Annotated in this window: 21 protein-coding genes and 1 pseudogene; 9 read left to right on the top strand and 13 right to left on the bottom strand. The window is 74.8% G+C overall.

What is annotated here, in order from left to right; genetic code table 11:
- Positions 1-121: 121 nt before the first annotated feature.
- The 6 genes and pseudogenes from cydD to deoC all read right to left on the bottom strand — a co-directional run.
- Positions 122-1,795 (bottom strand): annotated as a pseudogene (gene cydD, locus HDA31_RS24970) (thiol reductant ABC exporter subunit CydD); the annotation flags it as partial.
- A gap of 204 nt (positions 1,796-1,999) precedes the next feature.
- The gene (locus tag HDA31_RS24965; protein ID WP_074476747.1) at positions 2,000-2,905 is read right to left on the bottom strand and encodes a M56 family metallopeptidase; all 906 of its coding nucleotides are present in this window, start codon (positions 2,903-2,905) and stop codon (positions 2,000-2,002) included.
- 10 nt (positions 2,906-2,915) lie between these two features.
- A complete protein-coding gene (locus HDA31_RS24960; protein ID WP_178063338.1) occupies positions 2,916-3,389 on the bottom strand; it encodes a BlaI/MecI/CopY family transcriptional regulator in 474 nt (157 codons plus the stop codon).
- Between the two features lie 163 nt (positions 3,390-3,552).
- A complete protein-coding gene (locus HDA31_RS24955) occupies positions 3,553-4,377 on the bottom strand; it encodes an aldehyde dehydrogenase family protein (RefSeq protein ID WP_178063339.1) in 825 nt (274 codons plus the stop codon).
- A complete protein-coding gene (locus tag HDA31_RS24950; protein WP_178067104.1) occupies positions 4,370-5,794 on the bottom strand; it encodes an aldehyde dehydrogenase family protein in 1,425 nt (474 codons plus the stop codon). Before HDA31_RS24950 ends, HDA31_RS24955 begins: the two co-directional genes overlap by 8 nt.
- A gap of 5 nt (positions 5,795-5,799) precedes the next feature.
- Positions 5,800-6,789: a deoxyribose-phosphate aldolase gene (gene deoC / locus HDA31_RS24945; RefSeq protein WP_178063340.1), complete on the bottom strand. Its 990-nt coding sequence runs from the start codon at positions 6,787-6,789 to the stop codon at positions 5,800-5,802.
- Between the two features lie 193 nt (positions 6,790-6,982).
- Here deoC and upp point away from each other — a divergent pair, with 193 nt between their 5' ends.
- Complete coding sequence (upp, locus tag HDA31_RS24940; RefSeq protein ID WP_074476743.1) at positions 6,983-7,615, top strand: uracil phosphoribosyltransferase; 633 nt, start codon at positions 6,983-6,985, stop codon at positions 7,613-7,615.
- Between the two features lie 158 nt (positions 7,616-7,773).
- A complete protein-coding gene (locus HDA31_RS24935) occupies positions 7,774-8,451 on the top strand; it encodes a GOLPH3/VPS74 family protein (RefSeq protein WP_178063341.1) in 678 nt (225 codons plus the stop codon).
- Between the two features lie 175 nt (positions 8,452-8,626).
- Here the strand turns inward: HDA31_RS24935 and HDA31_RS24930 are convergent, their stop codons facing one another.
- The 4 genes from HDA31_RS24930 to HDA31_RS24915 form a co-directional block, all read right to left on the bottom strand.
- Positions 8,627-8,830: a DUF397 domain-containing protein gene (locus HDA31_RS24930; protein WP_178063342.1), complete on the bottom strand. Its 204-nt coding sequence runs from the start codon at positions 8,828-8,830 to the stop codon at positions 8,627-8,629.
- Positions 8,823-9,752 carry a helix-turn-helix domain-containing protein gene (locus tag HDA31_RS24925; RefSeq protein WP_221486683.1) on the bottom strand — a complete coding sequence of 310 codons (930 nt, stop codon included), beginning with the start codon at positions 9,750-9,752 and terminating at the stop codon, positions 8,823-8,825. The genes HDA31_RS24930 and HDA31_RS24925 overlap by 8 nt, the downstream gene beginning before the upstream one ends.
- 337 nt (positions 9,753-10,089) lie before the next feature.
- Complete coding sequence (locus HDA31_RS24920; RefSeq protein ID WP_178063344.1) at positions 10,090-11,832, bottom strand: phospho-sugar mutase; 1,743 nt, start codon at positions 11,830-11,832, stop codon at positions 10,090-10,092.
- Positions 11,833-11,933: 101 nt separating this feature from the next.
- Positions 11,934-14,204, bottom strand: a complete 2,271-nt coding sequence (locus HDA31_RS24915; RefSeq protein ID WP_246384385.1) for a serine/threonine-protein kinase — start codon at positions 14,202-14,204, stop codon at positions 11,934-11,936.
- A gap of 213 nt (positions 14,205-14,417) precedes the next feature.
- Here HDA31_RS24915 and HDA31_RS24910 point away from each other — a divergent pair, with 213 nt between their 5' ends.
- Together HDA31_RS24910 and HDA31_RS24905 are read left to right on the top strand one after the other, a co-directional pair.
- The gene (locus tag HDA31_RS24910) at positions 14,418-16,001 is read left to right on the top strand and encodes an acyl-CoA mutase large subunit family protein (protein WP_178063346.1); all 1,584 of its coding nucleotides are present in this window, start codon (positions 14,418-14,420) and stop codon (positions 15,999-16,001) included.
- Between the two features lie 517 nt (positions 16,002-16,518).
- Complete coding sequence (locus HDA31_RS24905) at positions 16,519-17,781, top strand: amidohydrolase (protein WP_178063347.1); 1,263 nt, start codon at positions 16,519-16,521, stop codon at positions 17,779-17,781.
- Here HDA31_RS24905 and HDA31_RS24900 read toward each other — a convergent pair.
- Positions 17,738-18,682, bottom strand: coding sequence for a DUF4349 domain-containing protein (locus HDA31_RS24900; RefSeq protein ID WP_074476735.1), 945 nt, complete (start codon positions 18,680-18,682; stop codon positions 17,738-17,740). The two genes, HDA31_RS24905 and HDA31_RS24900, sit on opposite strands and share 44 nt — an antisense overlap.
- A 119-nt stretch (positions 18,683-18,801) precedes the next feature.
- Here HDA31_RS24900 and HDA31_RS24895 point away from each other — a divergent pair, with 119 nt between their 5' ends.
- From HDA31_RS24895 to HDA31_RS33200, 4 genes are all read left to right on the top strand, one after another.
- Entirely contained in the window at positions 18,802-19,431 is a 630-nt protein-coding gene (locus tag HDA31_RS24895; RefSeq protein ID WP_178063348.1) for an MBL fold metallo-hydrolase, read from the top strand.
- A gap of 3 nt (positions 19,432-19,434) precedes the next feature.
- Positions 19,435-20,523, top strand: a complete 1,089-nt coding sequence (locus HDA31_RS24890; protein WP_178063349.1) for a hypothetical protein — start codon at positions 19,435-19,437, stop codon at positions 20,521-20,523.
- A gap of 5 nt (positions 20,524-20,528) precedes the next feature.
- Positions 20,529-21,278, top strand: coding sequence for an SCO6745 family protein (locus HDA31_RS24885; protein WP_178063350.1), 750 nt, complete (start codon positions 20,529-20,531; stop codon positions 21,276-21,278).
- Positions 21,279-21,441: 163 nt separating this feature from the next.
- Positions 21,442-22,404 carry a GNAT family N-acetyltransferase gene (locus HDA31_RS33200; RefSeq protein ID WP_178063351.1) on the top strand — a complete coding sequence of 321 codons (963 nt, stop codon included), beginning with the start codon at positions 21,442-21,444 and terminating at the stop codon, positions 22,402-22,404.
- A 159-nt stretch (positions 22,405-22,563) separates the two neighbouring features.
- Here HDA31_RS33200 and HDA31_RS24875 read toward each other — a convergent pair whose 3' ends face one another.
- Positions 22,564-23,019 carry a gamma-glutamylcyclotransferase gene (locus HDA31_RS24875; RefSeq protein ID WP_043961858.1) on the bottom strand — a complete coding sequence of 152 codons (456 nt, stop codon included), beginning with the start codon at positions 23,017-23,019 and terminating at the stop codon, positions 22,564-22,566.
- A gap of 106 nt (positions 23,020-23,125) precedes the next feature.
- On the opposite strand from HDA31_RS24875, the gene HDA31_RS24870 reads away from it, so the two are divergent.
- Positions 23,126-24,529, top strand: coding sequence for an NAD(P)H-quinone dehydrogenase (locus HDA31_RS24870; RefSeq protein ID WP_178063352.1), 1,404 nt, complete (start codon positions 23,126-23,128; stop codon positions 24,527-24,529).
- A gap of 32 nt (positions 24,530-24,561) precedes the next feature.
- Here the strand turns inward: HDA31_RS24870 and HDA31_RS24865 are convergent, their stop codons facing one another.
- Positions 24,562-25,170, bottom strand: coding sequence for a DedA family protein (locus tag HDA31_RS24865; protein ID WP_074476729.1), 609 nt, complete (start codon positions 25,168-25,170; stop codon positions 24,562-24,564).
- Between the last annotated feature and the right edge of the window lie 83 nt (positions 25,171-25,253).

The following is a 25,253-nucleotide window of genomic DNA, read 5'->3' as shown; positions in this document are numbered from 1 at the left end:
CGGAAGCCGCCGAGTCGGGAACTGCTGGGCCGGGCGCTGCTGCGCCGGGCGCTGCTGGGCCGGGAGCCGTTGCGCCGGGAACTGCCGCACCGGGAGCCGCCGGGCCGGGAGCCGTTGCGCCGGGGGTCAGCTCCGTGACCCGTCCGTCGTCGATCCGCAGGATCCGGTCGGCGTCGGCGAGCAGCGCCGGGCGGTGGGCCACCAGCAGGGCGGTCCGCCCGGCGACGAGCCGACGGGTGGCGGCCAGCACCCCGGCCTCGCTGGCGGTGTCCAGCCGCGCGGTCGGCTCGTCCAGCAGCACCACCGGCGCGTCCCGCAGGAACGCCCGCGCCAGCGCGACCCGCTGCCGCTGGCCGCTGGACAGGCCGTGCCCGCGCTCGCCGAGCACGGTGTCGAGCCCGTCGGGCAGGGCGGCGACCACCTCGTCCAGCGCGGCGTCGGTGACCGCGTCGGCGAGCGCGGCGGCGGGCGTGCCGGGAGCGCCGAGCCGGATGTTGTCGGCGAGCGGTGCGGCGAAGAGGTGGGCCCGCTGCGGCACCCAGGCGACCTGACGCCGCCAGCCGTCGCGGTCGGCGGCGGCCAGGTCGACGCCGCCGACGGTGACCCGCCCGGACGTCGGGGCGACGAAGCCGAGCAGCAGGTTGAGCAGGGTGCTCTTGCCCGCCCCGCTCGGCCCGACGATCGCGATCCGCTCGCCGGGCCGGATCGTCAGCGTGACGTCCCGCAGCGCCACGGTCCGCTCGTACGCGACGGTCACGCCCTCGAACCGGATCTCGCCGCGCCCGTCGGGGGCGGGCCGCGCCCCGGCGGGCGTCGCGGCGGCCGTAGGCCCGGCGGGGGCGCCCGGGTCGGTGGCGGAGAGGGTCAGCGCCTCGTCCAGCGCGGTGAGCCCCTCCATGCTGGCGTGGAACCGGCTGCCGGCCGCCCGCAGCGGGAGGTACGCCTCCGGGGTGAGCAGCAGCACCAGCAGCGCGGTGGCGAGCGTGATCCCGCCGCCGAGCAGCCGGATGCCGACCGGCACCGCCACCAGCGCCACCGACAGCGTGGCGACCAGCTCCAGCACCAGCGCGGACAGGAATGCGATCCGCAGCGTCCGCATCGTCGCGGCCCGGTGCCCGTCGGCCATCCGGCGGACCACCTCGACCTGGCTGTGGGCCCGGCCGAACGCGCGCAGCGTGGGCAGCCCGGCGACCATGTCGAGGAAGTGCCCGCCCAGCGTCGACAGCCGCCGCCACTGCCGCTCGGTGGCGGCCTGCGCCTGCCAGCCGAGCAGCGCGCCGAAGACCGGGATCAGCGGCAGGGTCAGCGCGATGATGACGGCCGAGCCCCAGTCGGCGAAGGTGATCCGGGCCAGCACGGCCACCGGCACGGTGACGCTGAGCACGAGCTGCGGCAGGTAGCCGGTGAAGTACGCGTCCAGGGCGTCCAGCCCGCGCCCGGCCAGCGTGGCGAGTTGCCCGGCCCGCTGCCCGGCGACCCAGCCGGGCCCGTGCCGGCCGACGGCGGCGAGCAGGTCGGCCCGCAGCGCGGCCTTGACCGTCGCGGCGGCCCGCGCCGCCACCGTGCCCTGCGCCCAGGCGACCAGCGCCCGGCCGGCCACGGCGGCCAGGAACCCGGCGAGCGCCGGCCGGGCCAGCCGCCCGTCGAGCGCGCTGGCCAGCACCGTGGCCAGGGCGGTGGCCTGCCCCACGACCAGCAGCGCCGTCAGCCCGCCGAGGACCGCGAGCACGGCGAGGTCGCGTCGGGCCGCGGGGACCCGACGCAGCAGACGCGGGTCGAAGGGACGGCGGTTCACCGGTACACCGGTGTCCTGCCGTCGGTCCGTCCCCGGAACACCCACCAGCACATCGCCTGGAAGCCTAGTAGGGCCGGCAGGAGCGGCAGCGCCAGGAGGTCGTTGATCATGTCGGCGTCGTGGCGGTGTCCCGGCCGCCGGATCCCGCCAGCCCGCCGACATGATCTGCCGCTGCTCGCCGACATGATCAACGGAAGCGGGGATTCAGCTCAGGAAGAGGGAGACCGGCAGCGCGACCAGGTTGGCCGCCACGGTCAGCGCGGCGGCCCCGAGCAGCCGGGGTGGCCGGTCGGCGACCAGCAGCCGCTGGACGCGTACGTCCAGGTCCCGGTCGCCGAGCCCGAGCGTGCCGGCCGGGGTGATCCGGTGGCCGGCCGCCGCGAACCGGCGCAGCGCCCCCGCCAGGGGCGCCTCGGCGTGCACCTCGCGGGCCTTGTCGTCGGCGCGCATCTCGACCAGCAGCGCGACCCGCTCGTGCGCGTCGCGCACCCAGCGGAACCAGGGCAGCGCCCGGCACAGCGCGGTGAACGGCAGCAGCACGAGGTCGTGCCGCTCCTGCGCGTGCGCCCGCTCGTGGGTCAGCACCGCCGCCAACTCGGCCCGGTCGAGCATGCTCAGCGCCCCGGCGCTGACCACCACCCGGGGCCGCACGCCCGGCAGGCAGTAGGCCGCCGCGCCCGGGTGGTCCAGTACCAGCGCCCCGGGCACCTCCGGGTCCCGCCGGGCCACCAGGGCGAGCAGGTCCCGGTGCCGCCGCTGGGCCCGGACGGTGGCGTGCACGCTGCGTACCGTCGTGGCGAGCAGCACCGCCCCGATGCCGAAGCCGACCCCGACGAGGCCGAGGTGGACCGCGCCGAGCCCGGCCGGCAGGGTGCCGTGGGCCAGGTCGTCGGCCAGGGCGAGCAGCGCGCCTCCGGTGGGCCGGTCGTACGGGGCCACGCCGAGCGCCATCGGCAGGCCCATCGCGGAGAGCCCCAGCGCCAGCCCGACCGCCTGCCAGCAGACGATCGCCACCCGGGGGGCCCGCCACGTCCAGGTCGACGCCGCCAGGACCTGCGCCGTCAGGTAGCAGGCCAGGACCGCCCCGGCGAAGTGCACGGCGTACGCCATGACGCCGGCCCTACCGGTCCGTCGCCTCGTCGGCGAGGGCGGGCTGCCCGGCTCGGTCGGCCCGGGGGGCGTCGACCCGGTCGGCCAGCGGTCCCGCCCCGGCGCGCTCGGCCGGCGGGGCGGCCGCCTCGGCGCCGAGGGCGGCGCGCAGCACCTCGGCCTCGGTGCCGGTCACCGACCGGGCGAAGCGCACCAGCGCGGCGTCCCGGCTGCCGCCGAGGTCCAGGGCGTCGAGCATGAGCTGGGCGATGTGCGCCTCGCGGCTGGCCGCGGCCTGGTAGCGCCAGGCCCGCCCCTCCCGCTGGCGGCGCACCATGCCCTTGCCGGCGAGCCGGTCCAGCACGGTCATCACCGTGGTGTACGCCAGCTCGCGGCCGTCGAGGGCCTCGGCGACCTCGCGCACGGTCGCCCCGTCCGACGTGCCCGGGACGGTGTCCCACAGCACGTCCATCACCGCCCGCTCAAGATCACCCAGCCGCGTCACGCATGAATCCTACCCCCCGTAGTAGACCCGTCCCACGGCAGCACACGTGAGCCGTAACCCTCACGCGGCTCGGCCCAGGTCAGGTTTTCGGGGGGAGCCCGCCCGCGGAGGGATCAAGCCTGACCGCCCGGAGCGGGTGGGCTCCCCCCGAAAACCCCACAAGCTAGACCCCCTTGGGATGCCACACCGTCTTCGTCTCCAGCAGCGCCGTCATCCGCGTGACGCCCGGGTCGGCGTGCCAGTCGTGGTCGGCCGCGGCCGGCCGGAGCACCCGCTTCAGGTTCTCCGCCGCCTTGACCTCCAGCTCGGCGGCGAGCGCCGCGTCGGCCACCCCGGTCAGGTCGATCGCGTTGACGTCCATGTGCGCGGCCAGCGTCGGCACGGTCTCGGTGAGCGCGCCGGTGAGGACGTTCACCACCCCGCCCGGCAGGTCGGAGGTGGCCAGCACCTCGGCCAGGGTCACCGCCGCCAGCGGCTCGGTCGGGGAGGCCGCCGCCACCACCGTGTTGCCGGTGACGATCGCCGGGGCGATCACGCTGACCAGGCCGAGCAGCGCCGGGGCCGCCGGGGCCACCACGGCCACCACGCCCGTCGGCTCGGGCGCGGACAGGTTGAAGTACGGCCCGGCGACCGGGTTCGCGCCGCCGTAGACCTGGGGGAGCTTGTCGGCCCAGCCCGCGTACCAGACCCAGCGGTCGATCGCCGCGTCGACCTCGTCGCCCGGCACGCCCAGGGCCACGAACTGCTCGCGGCGGCCCTCCAGCATCTCGGCGACCCGGTAGAGGATCTGACCCCGGTTGTACGCGGTCGCCCCGGCCCACCCCTGCACGGCGGCGCGGGCGGCGACGACGGCGTCCCGGGCGTCCTTGCGGGAGGCCAGCGACACGTTGGAGTCCTGCACGAGATACGACCGTCCCGACTCGCTGCGCGGGAACTTCCCGCCGATGAAGAGCTTGTACGTCTTGCGCACCGCGACCCGCTCAGACATCGAGGTACCCCTCCAGCCCGTGCCGGCCGCCCTCGCGACCGTAGCCCGACTCCTTGTAGCCCCCGAACGGCGAGGTCGGGTCGAACTTGTTGAACGTGTTGGCCCACACCACCCCGGCGCGCAGCCGGTCGGCCAGCCACAGGATCCGGGAACCCTTGTCGGTCCAGATCCCGGCCGACAGCCCGTACGGCGTGTTGTTGGCCTTCTCGACGGCCTCGGCCGGGGTGCGGAACGTCAGCACGGACAGCACCGGGCCGAAGATCTCCTCCCGGGCGACCCGGTGCGCCTGGGTGACCCCCGTGAAGATCGTCGGCGCGAACCAGAACCCGCGCTCGGGCAGCTCGCACGGCGGCGACCAGCGCTGCGCCCCCTCGGCCGCGCCCGCGTCGGACAGCTCGCGGATGCGGGCGAGCTGCTCGGCCGAGTTGATCGCGCCGATGTCGGTGTTCTTGTCCAGCGGGTCGCCGACCCGCAGCAGCGCCATCCGGCGCTTCAGCGACTCCAGCACCTGCTCGGCGACCGACTCCTGCACCAGCAGCCGCGACCCGGCGCAGCACACGTGCCCCTGGTTGAAGAAGATGCCGTTGACGATCCCCTCGACCGCCTGGTCGACCGGCGCGTCGTCGAAGACGATGTTCGCGGCCTTGCCGCCCAGCTCCAGGGTCACCTTCTTGCGGGTGCCCGCGACGGACCGGGCGATGGCCTTGCCCACCTCGGTCGAGCCGGTGAACGCGACCTTGTCCACGCCCGGGTGCTCCACCAGCGCCCGGCCGGTGTCGCCCGCGCCGGTGACGATGTTGACCACGCCGGCCGGCAGGTCGGCCTGCTGGCAGATCTCGGCGAACAGCAGCGCGGTCAGCGGGGTGGTCTCCGCCGGCTTCAGCACCACCGTGTTGCCGGCGGCCAGCGCCGGGGCGATCTTCCAGGCCAGCATGAGCAGCGGGAAGTTCCACGGGATGACCTGCGCGGCCACGCCCAGCGCCTTCGGGTCGGGGCCGAACCCGGCGTGGGACAGCTTGTCGGCCCAGCCCGCGTAGTAGAAGAAGTGCGCGGCGACCAGCGGCAGGTCGACGTCCCGGGACTCCCGGATCGGCTTGCCGTTGTCGAGGGACTCCAGCACGGCCAGCTCGCGGGAGCGCTCCTGGATGAGCCGGGCGATCCGGAACAGGTACTTGGCCCGGTCCCGGCCCGGCATCGGGCCCCACACCTTCTCGTACGCGGTGCGGGCGGCGCGGACCGCGCGGTCCACCTCGGCCCCGCCGGCCCAGACGACCTCGGCGAGCACCTCCTCGGTGGCCGGGTTGACCGTCTTGTGGAGGTCCTCGCCGGCGACGAACTCGCCGTCGATGAACAGGCCGTAGGACGGCCTGAGGTCGACGATCGCGCGCGACTCGGGCGCGGGGGCGTATTCGAAGATCACGCTCAGTCCAGGGTGAAGTAGTCGGGACCGGAGTAGACGCCGGTCGTCAGCTTGGTGCGCTGCATGAGCAGGTCGTTGAGCAGGCTGGACGCGCCGAACCGGAACCAGTCCGGGTCCAGCCAGTCGCCGCCGACGGTCTCGTTGACCAGGACCAGGTACTTGATCGCGTCCTTGGTGGTCTTGATCCCGCCGGCCGGCTTCACGCCGACCTGCCGCCCGGTGGCGGCGCGGAAGTCGCGGACCGCCTCCAGCATCACCAGGGTCACCGGCAGGGTCGCCGCGACCGGCACCTTGCCCGTGGAGGTCTTGATGAAGTCGCCGCCGGCCAGCATCGCCAGCCAGGACGCCCGGCGCACGTTGTCGTAGGTGGCCAGCTCGCCGGTCTCCAGGATCACCTTGAGGTGGGCTGCCGGTCGCCCCTGGCGACCGCCATCGGCAGAGCCGCAGGCCTCCTTGACCGCCTTGATCTCGTCGTAGACCTCCTGGTAGCGCCCGGCCAGGAACGCGCCCCGGTTGATCACCATGTCGATCTCGTCCGCGCCGGCCGCCACGGCCGCCCGGGTGTCGGCGAGCTTGACCTCCAGCGGGGCCTGGCCCGACGGGAAGGCGGTCGCCACGCTGGCCAGGTGCACGCCGCTGCCCCGCAGCACCTCGGCCACGTGCGGCACCATCGCGGGGTAGACGCAGACCGCGCCGACGTGCGGGCAGGACGGGTCGGCCGGGTCGGGGCGCAGCGCCTTGGCCGCGAGCGCCCGCACCTTGCCGGGGGTGTCCGCCCCTTCGAGGGTGGTCAGGTCGACCATCCGGATGGCCAGGTCGATCGCCTGGGCCTTGGCCGTGGTCTTGATGGAGCGGGTGCCGAGCTGGGCCGCCCGCTGCTCCGCGCCGACCTGGTCCACGCCCGGCAGGCCGTGCAGGAAGGTCCGCAGAGCGGTCTCGGATCGTCCCAGCTCGGAGAGATCCGACCGGGCCGACGTCGCTGTCGCCGTCATGCCCGGAAGTCTACGCACCCGCGCGTCGCGTGATCTTGGTCACGCGGCACCGGTGGGCGGTGCCCGGCCACCGGCGGACCTTGACAGTTGTCGCTCCGTCGTGACGGCAACCGTCCAGGATCGCCGTGCGGGCCGGGTGAGCGGCGTCGCTCCCCGTGTCCCGGGACCCGACCGTTCGGTAGGTTGACCGATCGTGGACGTACACGTCATCGATCACCCGCTCGCCCAGTCGCGGCTGACCGCCATGCGGGACGCGCGCACCGACTCCTCCTCCTTCCGGGCCGCGCTGCACGAGCTGACCACCATGCTCGTGTACGAGGCCGCCCGCTCCTTCCCCGTCGAGAAGTACCCGGTGCAGACCCCCGTCACCGGTGCCGAGGGCACCCGGCTGGCCAACCCGCCGCTGCTCGTGCCCGTGCTGCGGGCCGGCCTCGGCATGGCCGACGCCGCGCTCGGCCTGCTCCCCGAGTCGTCCATGGGCTTCGTCGGCCTCGCCCGCGACGAGGACACGTACGAGCCGCGCGCCTACATGGAGTCGCTGCCCCGCGACCTCGCCGGCCTGCCCGTCCTCGTCCTCGACCCGATGCTCGCCACCGGCGGCTCCCTGGAGCACTGCTGTCGGCTGCTCGCCGACCGGGGCTGCACCGACATCACCGTGCTCTGCGTGCTCGCCGCGCCCGTCGGCATCCGGCGGCTGGAGGAGTCCGGTCTGCCGCTGCGCCTGGTCACCGCCTCGATCGACGAGGGTCTCAACGACAAGATGTTCATCGTCCCGGGCCTCGGCGACGCGGGCGACCGCCAGTTCGGCGGCATGCCCCGCTTCTGACGTGCTAAGGAAGGGCCCCCTATTAACGCTTACGGTATAGAAGGGTCCCCTTCTCACCCGGGCGGGAGGCGCGGGTCGAGCCGGCTCGTCAGGCGGGTGCGCTCGTCGGGGCGAGTTGGGGCGCGCGGGGGTGCGCTCAGGCGCTACCGTCTCGGGCCATGACTGGTGTTGCGCTGGCCGAGGAGTTGCTGCTCCTCGCGTACGACGATGAATCCGGCAAGGCGACCATGCCGCGGATCAGCCTCGACCTCGGGATGGCCGCCGCCGTGCTGATCGAGCTGGCCCTCGCCGGCCGGGTCGCGTACGCCGACGGGAATTTGGTGGTCACGGACCCCGCGCCCACCGGCGAGCCGATCCTCGACGAGGTCCTGGGCCGGATGGCCGCCGACACCCCGCACAGCCCGTCGTCGTGGGTGCAGCGGCTGCGGCACGGCCTGCGCGACCGGATCCTGGCGACCCTGGTCGCCCAAGGCGTGGTGCGCGACGTCGAGGAGACGGAGCTGGGCTTCATCCACGTGCACCGCTACCCGACGGCGGACGCCACGGTGGAGGAGGACACCCGGCGGCGGCTCGCCGAGGCGCTGGCCGGCGGGCAGCTCCCCGACGAGGCGACGGCGGCGCTGGCCACCCTGGTCGCCGTGCTGCGGATGGAGCCGGCGCTCGGCCTGACCGGCGACGCCGCCGTCGACGCCCGGCGGCGGCTGGAGGAGATCGCGGGCGGGGCCGGCTTCTCCGGCACCGTCAGCCTGGACGACTCGGTGGTGCGCCCCTCGGTGGCCCTGGTCGTCACCGCCCTGGGTCAGGCGGTCGACGCCGCCCTCGGCAAGCGCGCCTGAGGCGGCGACCGCTGAAGCGGCGGCCCCTCAGTCGGCGGCGTTAGGGCGGCGGGTCCCTGGAACAGCGGGCGGCCCTGGGGCGGCGACCCCTGAAACGGCGGCCCTGAGGCGGCTCCAGGGGCGACGACCCGTGAGCCGGCGCGCCTGGGGCGGCCTCCCGAGGGGCGAGGGACCGTCAGGGAGCGAGGCGGTCGGCCTTGACCCCGGCGACGAAGGCGGACCAGGCGGTGGGCGGGACGGTGAGGGCCGGCCCGCCCGGGTCCTTGCTGTCGCGGATGCCGACGATGCCGGCGAGGTTGTCGGCGACCTCGACGCAGTCGCCGCCGTTGGTGCCGCTGCGGGTGCTGGTGCGCCAGCGGGCGTCGGTCAGGTCACTCATAGCACTCTCCCCGGATGGCATCGATCAGCTCCGCTGATTGTCCCTCGCCGAGGGCAAGGGAATCCAGGCCGGACCAGACCCGTTCGTACGCGGCGATCTCCGCCGGCTGGTCGAGGTAGAGCGCGCCGGTGAGCCCCTCGACGTAGACGGTCGGCGGCTCGGTCGGCGCGCCGAGCGCCGAGAGCGGGAAGTCGAGCAGCACGAACGTGCCGGCCTCGGCGGCCAACGGCGGCCCGGCGGCCAGCGGCAGCACCCGGACGGTGATGTTGTGCCGCTGGCCGACGGCCAGCAGGTGCCGGAGCTGGTCGGCCATCACCGCCCGGCCCGGCACCGGTCGGCGCAGCACCGCCTCGCTGAGGATCACCGTCAGCTCGGGGGCCGGGGGCAGCCGACGGGCCAGCAGCCCCTGCCGCTGGAGCCGGAAGCCGACCGCCTTCTTGCGCTCCTCCTCGCCCAGCTCGGGCCGGTTGTGCCGGAACAGCGCCGTGGCGTAGCCGGGGGTCTGCAACAGCCCCGGCACCAGCTCGGCGTTGTAGTGCCGGATGCCGCTCGCGGCGTTCTCCAGGCCGACGTAGAGCGAGAACCACGACGGCACGGAGCTGCCGTGGGCGTGCCACCATCCCTCCGCCCGGCTCACCTCGGCGAGCCCGAGCAGCACGCGCGCCTGGTCGGGCGTCGCCTGGTAGAGCTCGCAGAGCATCCGCACGTCGGGCGTCTTGGCCGAGGTGAGGCCGCGCTCGATCCGCCAGAGCTTCTGCCGCGAGCAGTCCAGCTCGCCGGCCGCCGCGTCGATGCTGACGTGGGCGCTCTCGCGGAGCTGAGTGAGCAGCCTGCCGAGTTGCCGTCGCGGCACGGTCGAGCCGTGTGTTTCACGCACCGTGCAATACCTTTCCGCCGGAGATGCAACACCCGGACACCGCATTCGCAACGTCGAAGAAATTGAATGCCAAAGGCGTCGGGAAATGGTGGGAGCTGATGCGCCGATGCTAGTGAGTCGAACCGTTGGTAAGCAAGGGATCACGCCGGGTTGGTGTGTGCGGTCTCGGTGCCGGCGCTGCCCGCCGCCGTGATCCGCGCAGCCAGCGGGCCCCGCGGGGCGGCACGGGCACACCGCCCGCGACGCCCCTCCGCCCCCGTCGAACACGCGCCGCGCCAGGCCGAACCCATTCGAGAATGGTCGGCTGTCCGGCCGTCTCCCGCCGTCTCAGAGGTAAGAAGGGAACCCTTCTATACCGTAGGCGTTAATAGGGGGCCCTTCCTTACACCAGGGCGGCGATTTCCGTGCGGAGGGCCGCCAGCGCCGCCGCCGCGCGGCTGCGGGCCGCTGGCACGTCGTCGTCCGCGACCGGCTCCACCACCTCCAGGTACGCCTTCAGCTTCGGCTCGGTGCCCGACGGGCGGATCACCACCCGGGCCGCCTCGTTGCGCAGGATCACCACGTCCGCCTCGGGGAGCAGGTCCCGCGCCTCGGTCACCGGCTGCCCGAGCAGCGTCGTCGGGGTGGCCGCCCGCACCCGGGCCATCGTGTCGGCGATGATCCGCAGGTCGTCGACCCGCACGGAGAGCTGGTCGGTGTGGTGCACGCCGAACTCGGCGGCCAGCTCGTCGAGCCGGTCGGTGAGGGTGCGCCCCTGCGCCTTCAGGCCGGCGGCCAGCTCGGCGACGGTCAGCGCGGCGGTGATGCCGTCCTTGTCGCGGACGTGGTCCGGGGCGACGCAGTAGCCCAGCGCCTCCTCGTAGCCGTAGACGAGCGGGGCGGAGCCGCCGCCGGCCCGGACGATCCACTTGAACCCGGTGAGCGTCTCGTCGTAGGGCAGGCCCCGGGCGGCGCACATGGCCCGCAGCAGGGAGGACGACACGATGGTGGTGGCGTAGAGGCCCTGCACGCCCCGGCGCATGAGGTGGTCGGCGAGCAGCACGCCCACCTCGTCGCCGCGCAGCATCCGCCAGCCACCGGATCCGTTCGCGCCCGGGCCGGCGACGCCCGCCGCGCCCGTCGTGGCGGGATCGCGGACGGCCACCGCGCAGCGGTCCGCGTCGGGGTCGTTGGCGATGGCCAGGTCCGCGTCGGTGCGCCGGGCGAGGCCGACGAGGCGGTCGATCGCCCCCGGCTCCTCCGGGTTGGGGAAGCTGACGGTCGGGAAGTCCGGGTCCGGCACCGCCTGCTCGGGCACCACGCCGGGGATGCCGAAGCCGGCGCGGGCGAAGGCCGCGGTCAGCACGGCCGCGCCGACGCCGTGCAGCGGCGTGTACGCCACCTTCAGCCGCCGGGCCCCCGCCGGGTCGACCACGGCGGCGGCCCGGTCGACGTACGAGACGACGACGTCGTCGCCGACGACCTGCCCGGCCGGGCCCAGCGGCACGTCGGCGAGGGGGCCGACCGCCCGGATGGCGGCCTCGATGCCGGCGTCGGCGGGCGGCACGATCTGCGCCCCCGCGCCCAGCTCGCCGCCGAGCTGCGCGCCGAGGTAGACCTTGTAGCCGTTGTCCTGCGGCGGGTTGTGGCTGGCGGTCACCATCACGCCGGCCGCCGCGTCGAGCTGCCGCACCGCGTACGCGAGCACGGGGGTGGGCAGCGGGCGGGGCAGCAGCAGCGCGGCGCGGCCCGCGCCGGTGGCGACCTGGGCGGTGCGCTCGGCGAACTCCCGCGAGCCGTGCCGGGCGTCGTACCCGATGACCAGCGGGCCGGTGGCGTCCTGGGCGGCGAGCCAGGCGACGAGCCCGGCCGCGGCCTGGGTGACGACGGCCAGGTTCATCCCGTTGGGGCCGGCGCGCAGCGGGCCGCGCAGCCCGGCGGTGCCGAAGGTCAGCGGCCCGGCGAACCGGTCGGCCAGCTCGGGCGCGCTCGCCGGCAGCTCGTCGAGCACGGCCTGGAGCTCGTCGCGGGTGGCCGGATCGGGGTCGTCGTCGAGCCACCGCCGGGCCTGGTCGCGAAGGTCGTCGAGGCCGCGCGCGCCGTCGCGGTCGCGCGTCTCGTCAAGGTCAGTGGGTTCCGCCGCCATGGCTCTTGATAGCACGGCGGCGGATCACCACGTCGCGTCGGCCCGGCCGGGCCGGTGTCGCGCCGGCCCGAGCCGACCGCCGTCGGGTCGCCCGGCCGGGGTCAGTTGCTCCCGCCGCCGAGCTTGAACGACGCCACCATCTGATCGAAGATCGGCTTGCTCTCGGCGAACCGGGCGTCGGTCGAGGAGAGGTAGAACGAGTAGACCTTGCCCTCGTGCACCACCCCGCGCCACACGCCGTGCCGCTTGGTGTCGCCCTCGCCGCACGTGTATTCGAACTCCGCCGCCGCCTTGCCGTCGAGCTCCTGCTCGGTCATCGACACCTGGTTGTACGGCTTCTGGCAGGAGGCCGACCGGCTGCGCAGGCCGTTCGCGGCGGACTCGGCCCAGCGCATCGACGAGGTGCTCCACCGTTCGGAGAGGATGCGCACCTTGCGGCCGTTGTCCTCCGGGTCGACGTAGTCGACCCACACGGCCCCGTCGGCGCTGCGGCGCTCCCAGCCCTTCGGCACCTGCACGGTGACGCCCTTGGCCGACTGCTCCTGCATCTCCACCCCGGGCCCGGCGGGCGCGCCCGCGCTCGGCTGCCCCTGCGGGGTGGCCGGCGACTCCGGGTCGTCGCCGCCGGTGAAGGCGAACACGGCGACCAGCAGCAGCACGGCGAGGCCGCCCGCCGCGGCGAGCTGCACCTTGCGCGGCCAGCCCTTGACGGTGGCGACGAGGCGGCCGCCTGCGCCGCCGCCGGTGGCCGGGGCGGGCGCGCCGGCGGCCGGTGCGGTCCACGGCTGGCCGGTGCCGGGCACCGACCACTGGCCGCCGCCGTATGCTCCGCCGCCGACGCGCTGGGTGGCGTCGGGGGAGCCGCCGAAGCCGGGGACCGGCTGGGTGGCGTCGGGCTGGCTGCCGTAGGTGACCCGCTGCGTCGCCTCCGGCCGGGGCCCGAACGGCACCTGCTGCGTCGCGTCGGGCGAGCCGCCGCCGAAGCCGGGCACCTGCTGGGTGGCGTCGGCCGCACCGCCGCCGAAGCCGGAGACCCGCTGCGTCGCGTCGGGCGAGCCGCCCTGGGGCACGCGCTGGGTGGCGTCGGCGGGGCCGCCGTACGTCATCCGCTGGGTGGCCTCCGGCGCGGCGTTGCCCGCGTCGACCCGCTGGGTCGCCTCCGCCGAGCCGCCGTACGTGCGGCCGGCCGGCGGCGGGGGCGGCGCGGTCATCGCCCCGGTGGGGGTGTGCAGCGGGCCGGCGAGCGCGTCGGCGCTGGTGTCGTCCAGCGCGGCGGCGCTCGCGGCGGCGGCGGTCTTCTTCTTGCCCTTCTCGCCCCGGCGCAGCTCGGCCAGCCGGTCGGTCAGCGACTCGCCGGGGGCGAGCATCGCCCGGCCGCCGATCTGCCCGCTGGGCTTCGGCTCCTCGGCGGGCGGCGGCGCGACGACGGGCGGGCGCGGCTTGACCGGCACCACCGCGTACGGGTCGGTGACCGAGTTGACCGCGGTGGCGGTGCTGGTCAGCGGGCCGGCGAGCAGCTCGCGCAGCATCGCGCGGGAGGTGTGCACGTCGAGGCGGCGGGCCGGGTCCTTCTCCAGCAGCCCCATCAGCACCCGGGTCAGCGGGCCACTGCGCTGCGGCGTGGCCGGCGGGTCCTCGACCACGGCGTGCATGGTCTCGATCGGGTCGCCCTTGTCGAACGGGGGCCGGCCCTCCACCGCCGTGTAGAGGGTCACGCCGAGGGAGAACAGGTCGCTCGGCGGCCCGAAGTCCTGGCCCATGGCCCGCTCGGGCGAGATGAAGTGCGGCGAGCCGAGCACCATCCCCGGTGTGGTTAGCTGCACGTCGGTGGGGAGCTTGGCCACGCCGAAGTCGGTGAGCACGCACCGGCCGTCGGTGCAGATCAGCACGTTGGCCGGCTTGACGTCGCGGTGCAGCACCCCGCTCGCGTGGGCCACCTCCAGCGCGCCGAGCAGGGCGATGCCGATCTTGGCGACCGCGCGGGGGGCCACGGGCCCGTCCTCGATCACCATGTCGGCGAGGCTGCGGGCGTCCAGCAGCTCCATCACGATCCAGGGGCGGCCACCCTCGGTGACCACGTCGTAGACCTGGACGACGGCCGGGTGCTGGATGGCCGCCGCCGCGCGGGCCTCGCGCAGCGTGCGTTCGTACATGGCGTCGCGGTCGCTCGGGGCCAGGCCCGGCGGGAGGACGACCTCCTTCACCGCCACGTCGCGCCGCAACAGCGTGTCTGTGGCACGCCAGACCGTGCCCATGCCGCCGTTGCCCACCGCGGACCGGAGCGAGTATCGGTCACCGATGGTGGTGCCGGCTGCCGCACGTCCGTGGGGTGGGCTGACTGGTCCGCCGCTCCACGTCGGGATCTGAGTCACAGAAAAGCCACCGGGGGAAATCGAGGGGGCTGGGACACAACACCCCTATCTTGCTGGTTCCGACGCCCGATGCGAAACCCGACGCGACGGACGTTTACCGAACCGGACCCTACGTGGCCAGGTGTTCACCCCTCGAGGGCGCCGGGAAAGACAGGGGTCCGGTGTGCGGAATCCCTCACCCTCCGGCGCGGCGGCACGTCCTACCATCCGGGGATGAGCGAACCGCGGTCGAGCGAGTCCGGCTTCCCGATCAAGGGCGTCTACACCCAGGCGGACCTGCCGGAGGACCTGCCCGACCGGCTGGGCGGGCCGGGGGAGTTCCCGTACACCCGTGGGGTCTACTCCACCATGTACACCTCCCGGCCGTGGACGATGCGACAGTACGCCGGTTTCGGCACCGCCACCGAGAGCAACGCGCGCTACCACCAGCTCCTGCGCGCCGGCACCATGGGCCTGTCCGTCGCGTTCGACCTGCCCACCCAGATGGGGTACGACTCGGACGACCCGATCGCCCACGGCGAGGTCGGCAAGGTCGGGGTCGCCATCGACTCGATCGAGGACATGCGGCTGCTGTTCGCCGGCATCCCGCTGGACAAGGTCTCCACCTCGATGACGATCAACGCGCCGGGGTCGGTGCTGCTCCTGCTCTACCAGCTCGTCGCCGAGGAGGCCGGGGTGCCGGGCACGGCGCTCAACGGCACCATCCAGAACGACATCCTGAAGGAGTACATCGCCCGGGGGACGTACATCTTCCCGCCGAAGCCGTCGCTGCGGCTGGTCGCCGACACGTTCGCCTACTGCCGGGCGGAGGTGCCGAAGTGGAACACGATCTCCATCTCCGGCTACCACATGGCCGAGGCCGGCGCGACGCCCGCGCAGGAGATCGCGTTCACCCTGGCCAACGGCATCGAGTACGTCCGGGCGGCGCTCGCCGCCGGGCTGGCCGTGGACGACTTCGCGCCCCGGCTGTCGTTCTTCTTCGTCGCCCGCACCACCCTGCTGGAGGAGGTCGCGAAGTTCCGCGCCGCCCGGCGGATCTGGGCCCGGCTGATGCGCGACGAGTTCGGCGCGAAGAACCCGAAGTCGATGATGCTGCGGTTCCACACCCAGACGGCAGGCGTGCAGCTCACCGCCCAGCAGCCCGAGGTGAACCTGGTCCGGGTGGCGATCCAGGGGCTCGGCGCGGTGCTCGGCGGCACCCAGTCGCTGCACACGAACAGCTTCGACGAGGCCATCGCGCTGCCCACCGAGAAGGCCGCCCGGCTGGCGCTGCGCACCCAGCAGGTCCTCGCGTACGAGACGGACCTGACCGCCACCGTCGACCCGTTCGCCGGGTCGTACGTGGTGGAGGCGATGACCGCCGAGATCGAGGCGGCCGCGGTGGAGCTGATGGAGCGGGTGGCCGACCACGGCTCGGTGGTCGACGCCATCGAGGCGGGCTTCCAGAAGCGGGAGATCGAGCAGTCGGCGTACCGGATCGCCCAGGAGATCGACTCGGGCGAGCGGGTGGTGGTGGGGCTCAACCGGTTCACGGTCGACGCCGACGAGCCGTACGAGCCGCTGCGGGTGGACCCGACGATCGAGGCGGCCCAGGCCGAGCGGCTGGCGAAGCTGCGGGTCGAGCGGGACGACGCCGCCGTCGAGCGGGCGCTGGGCGAGCTGCGCGCCGCCGCCGAGGGCACGGCCAACGTGCTGCATCCGATGAAGGAGGCGCTGCGGTCGCGGGCCACGGTCGGCGAGGTCTGCGGCACCCTGCGCCAGGTCTGGGGCACCTACCGCCCCAGCGACCGGTTCTGACCCACCCCTGATCCGTCGGTTGAGGGGTCGCAAAGCGTAACCGGGCGGGTCTAGGGTCGCCGGTGTGAGCCCAACCGGGGCGGCCCCGGTGTGTGTCCGCCCGGGGCCGTGGGTAACCCGTCCGGGTGAACGGGACGGACAGCGTGTGTGAGAGCACGCCGGCCCGTCGTGTCACCGTCGGGAGTCGCCCGGCCGCCGAGTGCGGTCGGTTAGTTGTCTGAGCGGCGGTGAGCCGAAGCGACTAATGCGACAATTCGGTAGCGACGGCCCCGGATCGAGGGTGATTTCGTGACCGCCGAGTCGGTTACGGGTTGTAGGAGGTGTGGGGCAGATGACGGCGTTCAACCGCGATCTACCTGCTGTCCCGCAGATTATGGAGCCCTCCCACCAGGGCTTTCGTGACGCTGCGCGGTCCGATCACTACGGGAATGATGTTGCACAGAGTCACCGTCGAAGGTCTAGGCTGGCGGCTGTCATCCCCGAAGATCCATCCATTCCTAGTGATCGAGATTTCGACGTGACGAGTGCGTTGACGCTGCCCAACGGCAGCCACCTGGCGTCGTCGGCCTGGCCGGAGTCGCCGTCCGGGTCGCAGCCTTTGCCCTTCGAGCTCGACCATATGCTCGCCCTCCGGATGCCCGGCCTCGTCGCCACCCGCCGGCACATCCACTCCCACCCGGAGCTTTCCGGCGAGGAGTTCGAGACGGCGGCCCTGATCGCCCGCGAGATGTCCCTCGCCGGCCTGCGTCCCCGCCTGCTGCCGAAGGGCAACGGGGTCATCTGCGACATCGACGGCCGCCCCGACGGCCCGGTGGTCGCGCTGCGCGCCGACATCGACGCGCTGCCCCTGACCGACGTCAAGGACGTGCCCTACCGGTCCACGAAGGACGGCGTCTGCCACGCCTGCGGCCACGACGTGCACACCACCGTGCTGCTCGGCGTCGGCATGCTGCTGGCCCAGCTCGCCGACCTCGGCGAGCTGGACGGCCGGGTCCGGCTGATCTTCCAGCCGGCCGAGGAGATCCTGCCCTGCGGCTCGCTGGAGGTCATCGAGGCCGGCGGCCTCGACGACGTCGTGCAGATCTTCGCGCTGCACTGCGACCCCAACCAGCCCGTCGGCAAGGTCGGCCTGCGGGTCGGCCCGATCACCGCCGCCGCCGACAACGTCACCGTGCGGCTCACCGGCCCGGGCGGGCACACGGCCCGCCCGCACCTGACCGTCGACCTGGTCGACGCGCTCGGCCGGCTGGTCACCGAGGTGCCCGCCCTGGTCAGCCGCCGGGTGCCGGCCAACAGCGGGCTGCTGCTGGTGTTCGGCCACGCCTCGGCCGGCACCCGGTACAACGTGATCCCGTCCGAGGCGACCGCGTCCGGCACCCTGCGGGTGATGGACCGCGACACCTGGGACGAGGCCCCCAAGATCGTCGCTCAGGTGGTGCGGGACGTCATCGCGCCCACCGGCGCCACCGTCGACCTGGAATACCTGCGCGGCCGGCCCCCGGTCACCAACGACGCCAGGGCGATCCAGGTGCTGACCGCGGCGACCCACGCGGCGCTCGGCCCCGACGGGGTCGCCGAGACCCCGCAGAGCATGGGCGGCGAGGACTTCAGCTGGTATCTGGAGCACGTCCCCGGCGCGCTGGCCCGGCTCGGCGTCGGCCGCGCCGGCCCGAACGTCGACCTGCACCGCGCCTCGTTCGACGTCGACGAGCGGGCCATCGCGGTCGGCGTCCGGGTCATGGTGCAGACCGCGCTGCGGGCACTGGCGGCGGCGCGCTGACGGGCGGCGTCGGCGTCCGTCGCCGACGCCGCCTCAGCACCGTCAGCAGCACGGCCACCGGCACGCCGATGGCCACCGCGAACGGCAGCAGCGCCCCGAGCACCGTGAGCAGCACGCCGAGCGAGGCGACGAAGGCCGTCCAGCCGCCGCGCAGGCCGACCAGGAAGCCGGTGTCGGGCTCCGGGTCCCGGACGTCCGCCTCCGGCCCCACGAAGGTGACGGTGATGGTGGAGAGCGCCGTCAGGTCGGCCAGGCGGCGCTTCTTCGCCTCCAGTGAGGCGAGGTCGGCCTCCCGGCGGGCCACCTCGCTCTCCAGCGTCACCAGGTCGCCGATCGAGGTGGCCCGCGCCAGCAGCTTGCGGCCGCTCTCGACCCGGGCCCGCTGGGTGGCGATCCGCGCGTCGAGGTCCACGGTCTCCTCGGTCACGTCCTCCGTGCGGATCGCCCGCTGCTCCTGCCGGCCGAGCCGCGCCAACTCCTCCAGCACGGCCGTGAACCGCTCCGCCGGCACCCGCAGTTGCAGCTCCGCCCGGGCGTTGGCGGTTCCCCCGCTGCTGCGCTCGTCGCCGCCGACGAAGCCGCCGACGCCGGTGACCGCCGTGACGGCCGACCGGGCGGCGGCGTCCACGTCGTCCACCCGTACCCGCATGGTTCCGGTGTAGATGATCGACCGCTGGTCGACCCGCAGGTCCGGCGACCCGCCCCCCGCGCCGGAGCGCGCCCCACCGGCGTCGGCCCCCGGCCCCGCCTTCGCCCCGCCGGCCGGGGCCTCCTGCTGCGGCGCGACGGCCGCCGAGTCCTGCGCGCCGCCGTCGCCGCCGTCGGCGCTGCACCCGCCGACCGCCAGCAGCGCCACCAGGCCCACCGCGGCCCACCACCTGCGTCTATCGTGTCCGTCCATCAACAGCTCCGATCGTCTGCGCCCCCCGTCGGGCGATACGTCAGACGCGGCGCGGCACCGGGCCGGTTCCGGCAGACTGCGCTCAGGGACATCACGATTCGATCAATCGAGGAGTCACGATGCAGCTCACCAAGTACGCCCACTCCTGTCTGAGGGTCGAACACGACGGCGGGGTGCTGGTGGTCGACCCCGGCGTCTTCAGCGACCCGGCGGCGCTGGACGGGGCGGACGCGGTGCTGATCACCCACGAGCACCCCGACCACGTGGACGTCGCGGCGCTCACCCGGCAGCTCGACCGCCGGCCGCTGCGCATCCACGGCCCGGCCTCGCTCGCCGGCGTCCTCGGCGACGTGGCCGAGGCCCTGGAGCCGGTCGCGCCCGGCCAGTCGTTCACGGCGGCGGGCGTGCCGGTACGCGCCTACGGCGGCCGGCACGCCGTCATCCACCCCGACATCCCGGTCGTGGACAACCTCGGATACCTGCTCGACGACGTCGTCTACCACCCCGGCGACTCGCTGGTGGCACCCGGGGACGTCCAGGTGGACACGCTCTTCGCGCCGGTCCACGCCCCCTGGTCGAAGTTCTCCGAGGTCGTCGACTTCATCCGCGCGGTCGCCCCGCGGCGCGCCTTCGCCCTGCACGACGGGCTGCTCAACGACAACGGGCTCGCCGTCCTCGACCGCCAGTACGCCGCCCTCTCCGGCACCGACTACCAGCGCCTCGAGCCGGGCAGCCGGCTCGACGCCTGAGCGATGCCGCTCCCGCAGGATCTCCTCCGGCGGCTCTACACCGAGCCGCCGGAGGCGTTCGTCGCCACCCGCGACGCCGCCGTCGCCGAGGCCCGGCGCGCCGGCGACCCGGCCACGGCCCGCGAGATCGCCCGGCTGCGCCGGCCCACCGTGGCCGCCTGGCTGGTCAACCTGCTCGCCCTGCGCCGCCCCGAGCTGGTGGCCGACCTGACCCAGCTCGCCGAGGCGCTGCGCGCCGCCCAGCGCGACCTGCGCGGCCCCCGGCTGCGGGAGCTCTCCGGCCAGCGGCGGGCGGCGGTCGCCGCGCTGGTCGCCGAGGCCCGCCGGCTGGCCGCCGACGCCGGCCAGCCGGCCGGGAAGCTGCCGCTGGGCGAGGTGGAGGCGACCCTGAACGCCGCGCTCTCCGACGCGGAGGTGGCCGGGCAGGTGCGTTCCGGCCGGCTGCTGCGGGCCGCCAGCTACGCCGGCTTCGGCGAGGTGCCCCGCCCCCAGCTCCGCCTGGTCACCGGCGGAGAGGAGCCGCCACCCGCCGGCCCGACCGCCGGCCCCGGGCGGCGCGCCGCCGACCGGAGGACGGGTCGTGCCGAGCGCACCGGCCGCGCCGATCAGGCCGACCGGAAGGCCGGCCGCGCCGATCACGCCGACCAGGCCGCCCGCGAGGCGGACCACGCCGCCCGCGAGGACGACCACGCCGGGCGTGCCGCTCGGAAGGCCGGCCGTGCCGGGCGGGACGCCGCCCGTGCCACCCGGGAGGCCGAGCGGGCCGAGCGGGCCCGGCAGCGCCGGGCGCTGGAGCGGGAACTGACGCGGGCACGTGCCGATCAGGAGCGGGCCGAGGCGGAGCTGGCCGGCGCGGCGGAGGCCGAGCACGACGGCGGCGAGGAACTGGCCGGCATCGAACGCGCGCTGGCCGAGCTGGAACGGCGGCGCGCCCGGGCCGAACAGGAACTGAGCCGCCGGAAGCTGGCCCGCCGGGCGGCGGAGCGGGCCGTCACCGCCGCCCGCCGCCGCACCGGCGAGGTCGAGGGCGCGATCGAGGCGGTGGACGCCGAGGACGGGGCTGCGGCGGAGGGCCCCGGCGGGGCAGACTGAACCCGATGACGCCGGAGCAGGTCGCCGCCGCGAGCAAGCCGTTGGTGCTGGGGCTCGGGGCGGCGTTCACCCGCTGCCCGGCCACCCTGCGCCGGGCCGGCCGGCTCGGCATCCCCGGGTGGGCCTTCCACGTCGCCGGTCGGGCCGGGGCGCTGGGCGACGTCCGGGCCGCCACGGTGACCGCCGCCCTCGGCTTCGTCGCCCCCGACGCCGTCGCCGACGGGTGGGACGCCGCCGTCCGGGTGCTCCGCCCGCCGGAGGTGGCGGCGGCATACCTGGCCGAGTGCTGCCGGTGGGGCACCGAGCACCTGACCGCCGTGACCGGGGCGACCCGGCTGGCGACGCTGCTGCACCGGGTGGTCGACGCGGCCGATGCCAGCGCGATGCCGCTCTTCGCCGCCTGGCGGGCCATGCCGCCGCCGGCCGACTCACCCGCCGCCCGCGCCGCCGTCGGGCTGCTGCTGCTCCGGGAACACGTCGTCGGGGCGTGCCTGCTGGCGTCGCGGGCCGCCGGGCTGACGCCGCTGGAGGCGATGCTGACCGGCCCGGAGGGGGAGTCCGCCGCGCTCGCCTGCGGCTGGCCGCCGCCGTATCCCCCGGTCGGGTCCCTGGTGCGCCGCCGGCTGTGGGCCGACGCGGTGACCGACCGCCTGATGTCGGTCGGCTTCCGGGCCCTCACCCCGGCCGAGGGCGTCGAACTGCTCGACCTGCTGACCGCCGTACACACCCAGGTGCAAGGAAGGGCCCCTTCCTAACGCCTGAGGTAGAGAACGGTCCCCTTCTCACCACGCCGAGCGCGGCGCGGCGGATGCGGCGGGATGAGGCGCGGCGGGCGAGGCCCGGCGTCGACGCGTCAGGGGGAGCCGGGGGAGAGAAAATGGGGGGCGTGGGCCCCGGGGTGGCTGCCAGGATCGCCCCGTGACCCTTCCCGCCGGCTGGGCGGCACGCCGCCCCACCCTCGACGACGTACCCGCGATCCTCGCGGTCGTGCACGCCGCCGACACCTTCTCGATCGGCCACCCGGACTTCGACGCCGAGGACGTCGAGGCCGCGCTGACGGCACCCCACTTCGACCCGGCGCGCGACTCCTGGCTGGTCAGCGACCCGCAGGGGCGGCTCGTCGCCTGGTCCCTGGTGGACAACCCGACCGGGGTCGGCCGGGAGTTCGTCGACGTCCTCGTCGACCCGGAGCACGGCGCGGCGGTCCGCGCCCCGCTGCTCGCCCGGATGCTGGACCGGGTCGCCGAGCGGGCCGCCGAGCGGGGCCTGCCCGCGCTGACCGTCCGCGTCTCGGCGTACCGGCCGGAGACCCGGTGGGCGGCCGAGCTGGCCGGGGCCGGGTTCACCCTGGTGAAGCGGTATCTGCGGATGAGCCGGGAGCTGGCCGACCTGCCCGCCGAGCCGCCGCTGCCGCCGGGGGTGACGGTCCGTCCGCTGCGCGCCGACGACGAGGCGGACCTGCGGCTGTTCCACCGGATCTTCGACACGGCGTTCCGGGACACCCTGGACTACGAGCCGGTCGGGTACGACCAGTGGCGCGAGCACCTGCCCGCGTACGCCAGGACCTGGGACGAGTGGTTCGTCGCCGAGGTCGACGGTGAGCCGGCCGGCGCGTTGCAGTCGTCCGACCAGGCGTTGGCGCAGGACATGGGCTGGGTGCGCACCCTGTCGGTGCTGCCGGCGCACCGGCGGCGCGGCGTGGGGGCCGCGCTGCTGCGGCGGGCCTTCGCGGTCTACGCGGCCAAGGGGCGGCGGCGCGCCGGCCTCGGCGTGGACCTGGCCAACCCGACCTCCCCGGCGACGCTCTACCACTCCGTGGGGCTGCGTGAGCAGCACTGGGCCGACATGTACGAGCGCACTGTCCCCGCCGCCGCCGCGTGACGGGAACCGGCCGCCCCCGGGCAGGAACCCCGCCGCTGTGTGACGGGCCCGCCGCCGCCGGGTGACGGGCGGCCCGGCGGTGTGGGCCAGGCGACCCGGTGCCGGGCCGCCGTGCGGCCCGATCCGGGACAGAGCAGACTTGGAGGCGTGGGAGACGCGCTATGCCGACGCGGTGCCGGTGGGGCGGGACCGCAGCTCGCTGACGTAGTCGTCGGGCGCGCCCGCCTTCTCGGCGGCGTTGGCGATCTCCGACAGGTACCAGGCCGTCGGCAGGCCGCCCTCGTAGCCGTCGAAGACGTAGACCCAGGCGGTCACGTCCCCGTCGAGGGTGGAGACCCGGACGTGCAGCTTCCGGTACGTCCCGGAGGTCACCCCCTCGATCTCGTCGAGCTGGGCGGCGTCGTAGGGGTGGATGTCGTAGAGCGCCACGAACACCCGGTCGCCGGGGGACTCGACGACGGTGCTGACCGCGCCCTCCCAGCCGATCACACCCTCGCCGGCGAAGGTGAGCCGCCAGCCCTCCAGCCAGCCGACGCCGACCATCGGGGAGTGCGGGCAGTAGGCGCGCATCCGGGCGGGATCCAGGTTTGAGCCGTAGGCGGCGTAATGACGCACGGCGATGACGATAGCCCGGCGGACGGGTGGGGGAGAATACGACGGTGCGTGTCGGACGTGTCGGGGAGAAGAAAGTCACTGTGAGCATGGACGAGGGGCGACAGCTGTGAGCCAGATCGTGATCATCGGCGGTGGGCCGGCCGGGTACGAGGCGGCCCTGGTCGCCGCCCAGTTGGACGCCGATGTCACCGTGGTGGAGGCCGAGGGGGCCGGCGGCGCGTGCGTGCTGTCCGACTGCGTACCGTCGAAGACGTTCATCGCCAGCTCCGAGGTGGTCACCGGATACCGGGACACCGAGGAGTTCGGGGTGCACTCCGACGGGCTGGAGGCGGTCACCGTCGACGCGCGGACCGTGCACGAGCGGGTCAAGCGGCTCGCCCTGGCCCAGTCCGCCGACATCCACGCGAAGCTGGTCAAGGCCGGCGTCACCTTCGTCGCCGGCACGGCCCGGCTCGGCGAGGACATGCTGGGCCACACCCACCGCGTCGTCGTCACCCCGGCCGACGGCTCCGGGAAGCACTCGATCGACGCGTCGACCGTGCTGGTCGCCACCGGCGCCACCCCGCGCCAGCTTCCCACGGCCGTGCCCGACGGCGAGCGCATCCTGACCTGGCGGCAGGTGTACGACCTGCCCGAGCTGCCCGAGCACCTGATCGTGGTCGGCTCCGGCGTCACCGGCGCCGAGTTCGCCAGCGCGTACCTGGCGATGGGGGTCCCGGTCACCCTCGTCTCCAGCCGGGACCGGGTGATGCCGCACGAGGACGCCGACGCCGCCATGGCGATCGAGCGGGTGTTCCGGTCCCGGGGCATGACGATCCTCAACAACTCCCGCGCCGAGGGCGTGCGGCGTACCGCCGACGGGGTGGAGGTGGAGCTGGCCGATGGCCGGCTGGTGCAGGGCTCGCACGCGCTCATCGCGGTCGGCTCGATCCCCAACACCGCGGGCCTCGGCCTCGCGGAATACGGCGTGGAGCTGGCCCGGGGCGGCTACGTCACCGTCGACCGGGTGTCGCGCACCAACGTCCCCGGCGTCTACGCGGCCGGCGACTGCACGGGCGTGCTGCCGCTGGCCAGCGTCGCCGCGATGCAGGGCCGGATCGCGATGTGGCACGCGCTCGGCGAGGCGGTCCGGCCGCTGCGGCTGCGTACGGTCGCCGCGAACGTCTTCACCGACCCGGAGCTGGCCACCGTCGGCGTCTCCCAGGACGAGGTGGACGCGGGCCGGACCCCGGCCCGTCAGGTGATGCTGCCGCTGTCGGGCAACGCGCGGGCGAAGATGGACGACCTCGCCGACGGCTTCGTGAAGCTGTTCTGCCGCCCGGCCAGCGGCCAGGTGATCGGCGGCGTGGTGGTGGCCCCGAAGGCCAGCGAGCTGATCCTGCCGATCACGATGGCGGTGGAGAACAACCTCACGGTCAACGAGCTGGCCCAGACCATCACCATCTATCCGAGCCTGTCGGGCTCGATCACCGAGGCGGCCCGTCAGCTCATGCTCCACGAGCTGGAGTAGCCGAGCCGGCTCTCCCGGCACCCCGCGCCAGGTCAGTCGGTCGGGGGTTCGGGGCGGGCGCGGCGGGTGCCGAAGGCGGTCATCGCCCAGCCGGCCGCCGCGAAGCCGGCCGCCGCCGCCCCGGCGATCACCAGCAGCTGCCACGCCGACTCGGTCAGCGCCGTGCCGCCGAGGTGCCCGATCAGCGTCCCGTAGGTGGCCCAGCCGGCCGCAGCCAGCGCCTCGTACGTGATGAACAGCCGGTAGGGGTACCGGCTGCGGCCGGCGGCGAAGCAGGCGGCCATCCGGCCGCCGGGCACGAAGCGGCAGAGCAGGATCACCAGCGGCCCCGGTTGGCGCAGCCCCCGGGTCACCCGGCCGGCGATCCGGCGGGCCCGGCCGGGCGCGGTGGTCGTCGCCGGCCGGCGGTCCGGCGCGCGCCGGCCCAGCAGGTAGCAGGCGAGGTCGCCGACGAAGACGCCGAGGGCGCCGACGCCGATGGTCACCGGCAGGCTCAGCCCGCCGTACACGGTGAGCGCGCCGCCGGTGATCATCAAGACCTGCGTGGGTACGACCGGCACGAAGGCGTCGACCGCCAGCAGGCCGAGCAGGACCAGATAGGCCCAGAGCGGCGAGGCGACGTTGGTCAGCAGCTCAGGCACGACTCCCACCTCGCCGGGTCCGGCCGATCGGATGCACCGAGCCTGCCGGCCTGCCCGACGTCACCGCAGCCCACCCCGGCCGC

The sequence above is a fragment of the Micromonospora carbonacea genome, from assembly GCF_014205165.1.
Classification (GTDB): domain Bacteria; phylum Actinomycetota; class Actinomycetes; order Mycobacteriales; family Micromonosporaceae; genus Micromonospora; species Micromonospora carbonacea.
The sequence above is the reverse complement of the archived record's forward strand: the minus strand, read 5'-3'. Positions and strand labels throughout refer to the sequence as shown.

Coding starts and splice junctions, on each gene's coding strand:
- HDA31_RS24965 (WP_074476747.1), bottom strand. CDS start 2,905: ATGGCGTACGCCGTGCACTTCGCCGGGGCGGTCCTGGCCTGCTACCTG.
- HDA31_RS24955 (WP_178063339.1), bottom strand. CDS start 4,377: ATGTCTGAGCGGGTCGCGGTGCGCAAGACGTACAAGCTCTTCATCGGC.
- deoC (WP_178063340.1), bottom strand. CDS start 6,789: ATGACGGCGACAGCGACGTCGGCCCGGTCGGATCTCTCCGAGCTGGGA.
- HDA31_RS24935 (WP_178063341.1), top strand. CDS start 7,774: ATGACTGGTGTTGCGCTGGCCGAGGAGTTGCTGCTCCTCGCGTACGAC.
- HDA31_RS24930 (WP_178063342.1), bottom strand. CDS start 8,830: ATGAGTGACCTGACCGACGCCCGCTGGCGCACCAGCACCCGCAGCGGC.
- HDA31_RS24925 (WP_221486683.1), bottom strand. CDS start 9,752: ATGCGGTGTCCGGGTGTTGCATCTCCGGCGGAAAGGTATTGCACGGTG.
- HDA31_RS24920 (WP_178063344.1), bottom strand. CDS start 11,832: ATGGCGGCGGAACCCACTGACCTTGACGAGACGCGCGACCGCGACGGC.
- HDA31_RS24910 (WP_178063346.1), top strand. CDS start 14,418: ATGAGCGAACCGCGGTCGAGCGAGTCCGGCTTCCCGATCAAGGGCGTC.
- HDA31_RS24900 (WP_074476735.1), bottom strand. CDS start 18,682: ATGGACGGACACGATAGACGCAGGTGGTGGGCCGCGGTGGGCCTGGTG.
- HDA31_RS24895 (WP_178063348.1), top strand. CDS start 18,802: ATGCAGCTCACCAAGTACGCCCACTCCTGTCTGAGGGTCGAACACGAC.
- HDA31_RS24890 (WP_178063349.1), top strand. CDS start 19,435: ATGCCGCTCCCGCAGGATCTCCTCCGGCGGCTCTACACCGAGCCGCCG.
- HDA31_RS24885 (WP_178063350.1), top strand. CDS start 20,529: ATGACGCCGGAGCAGGTCGCCGCCGCGAGCAAGCCGTTGGTGCTGGGG.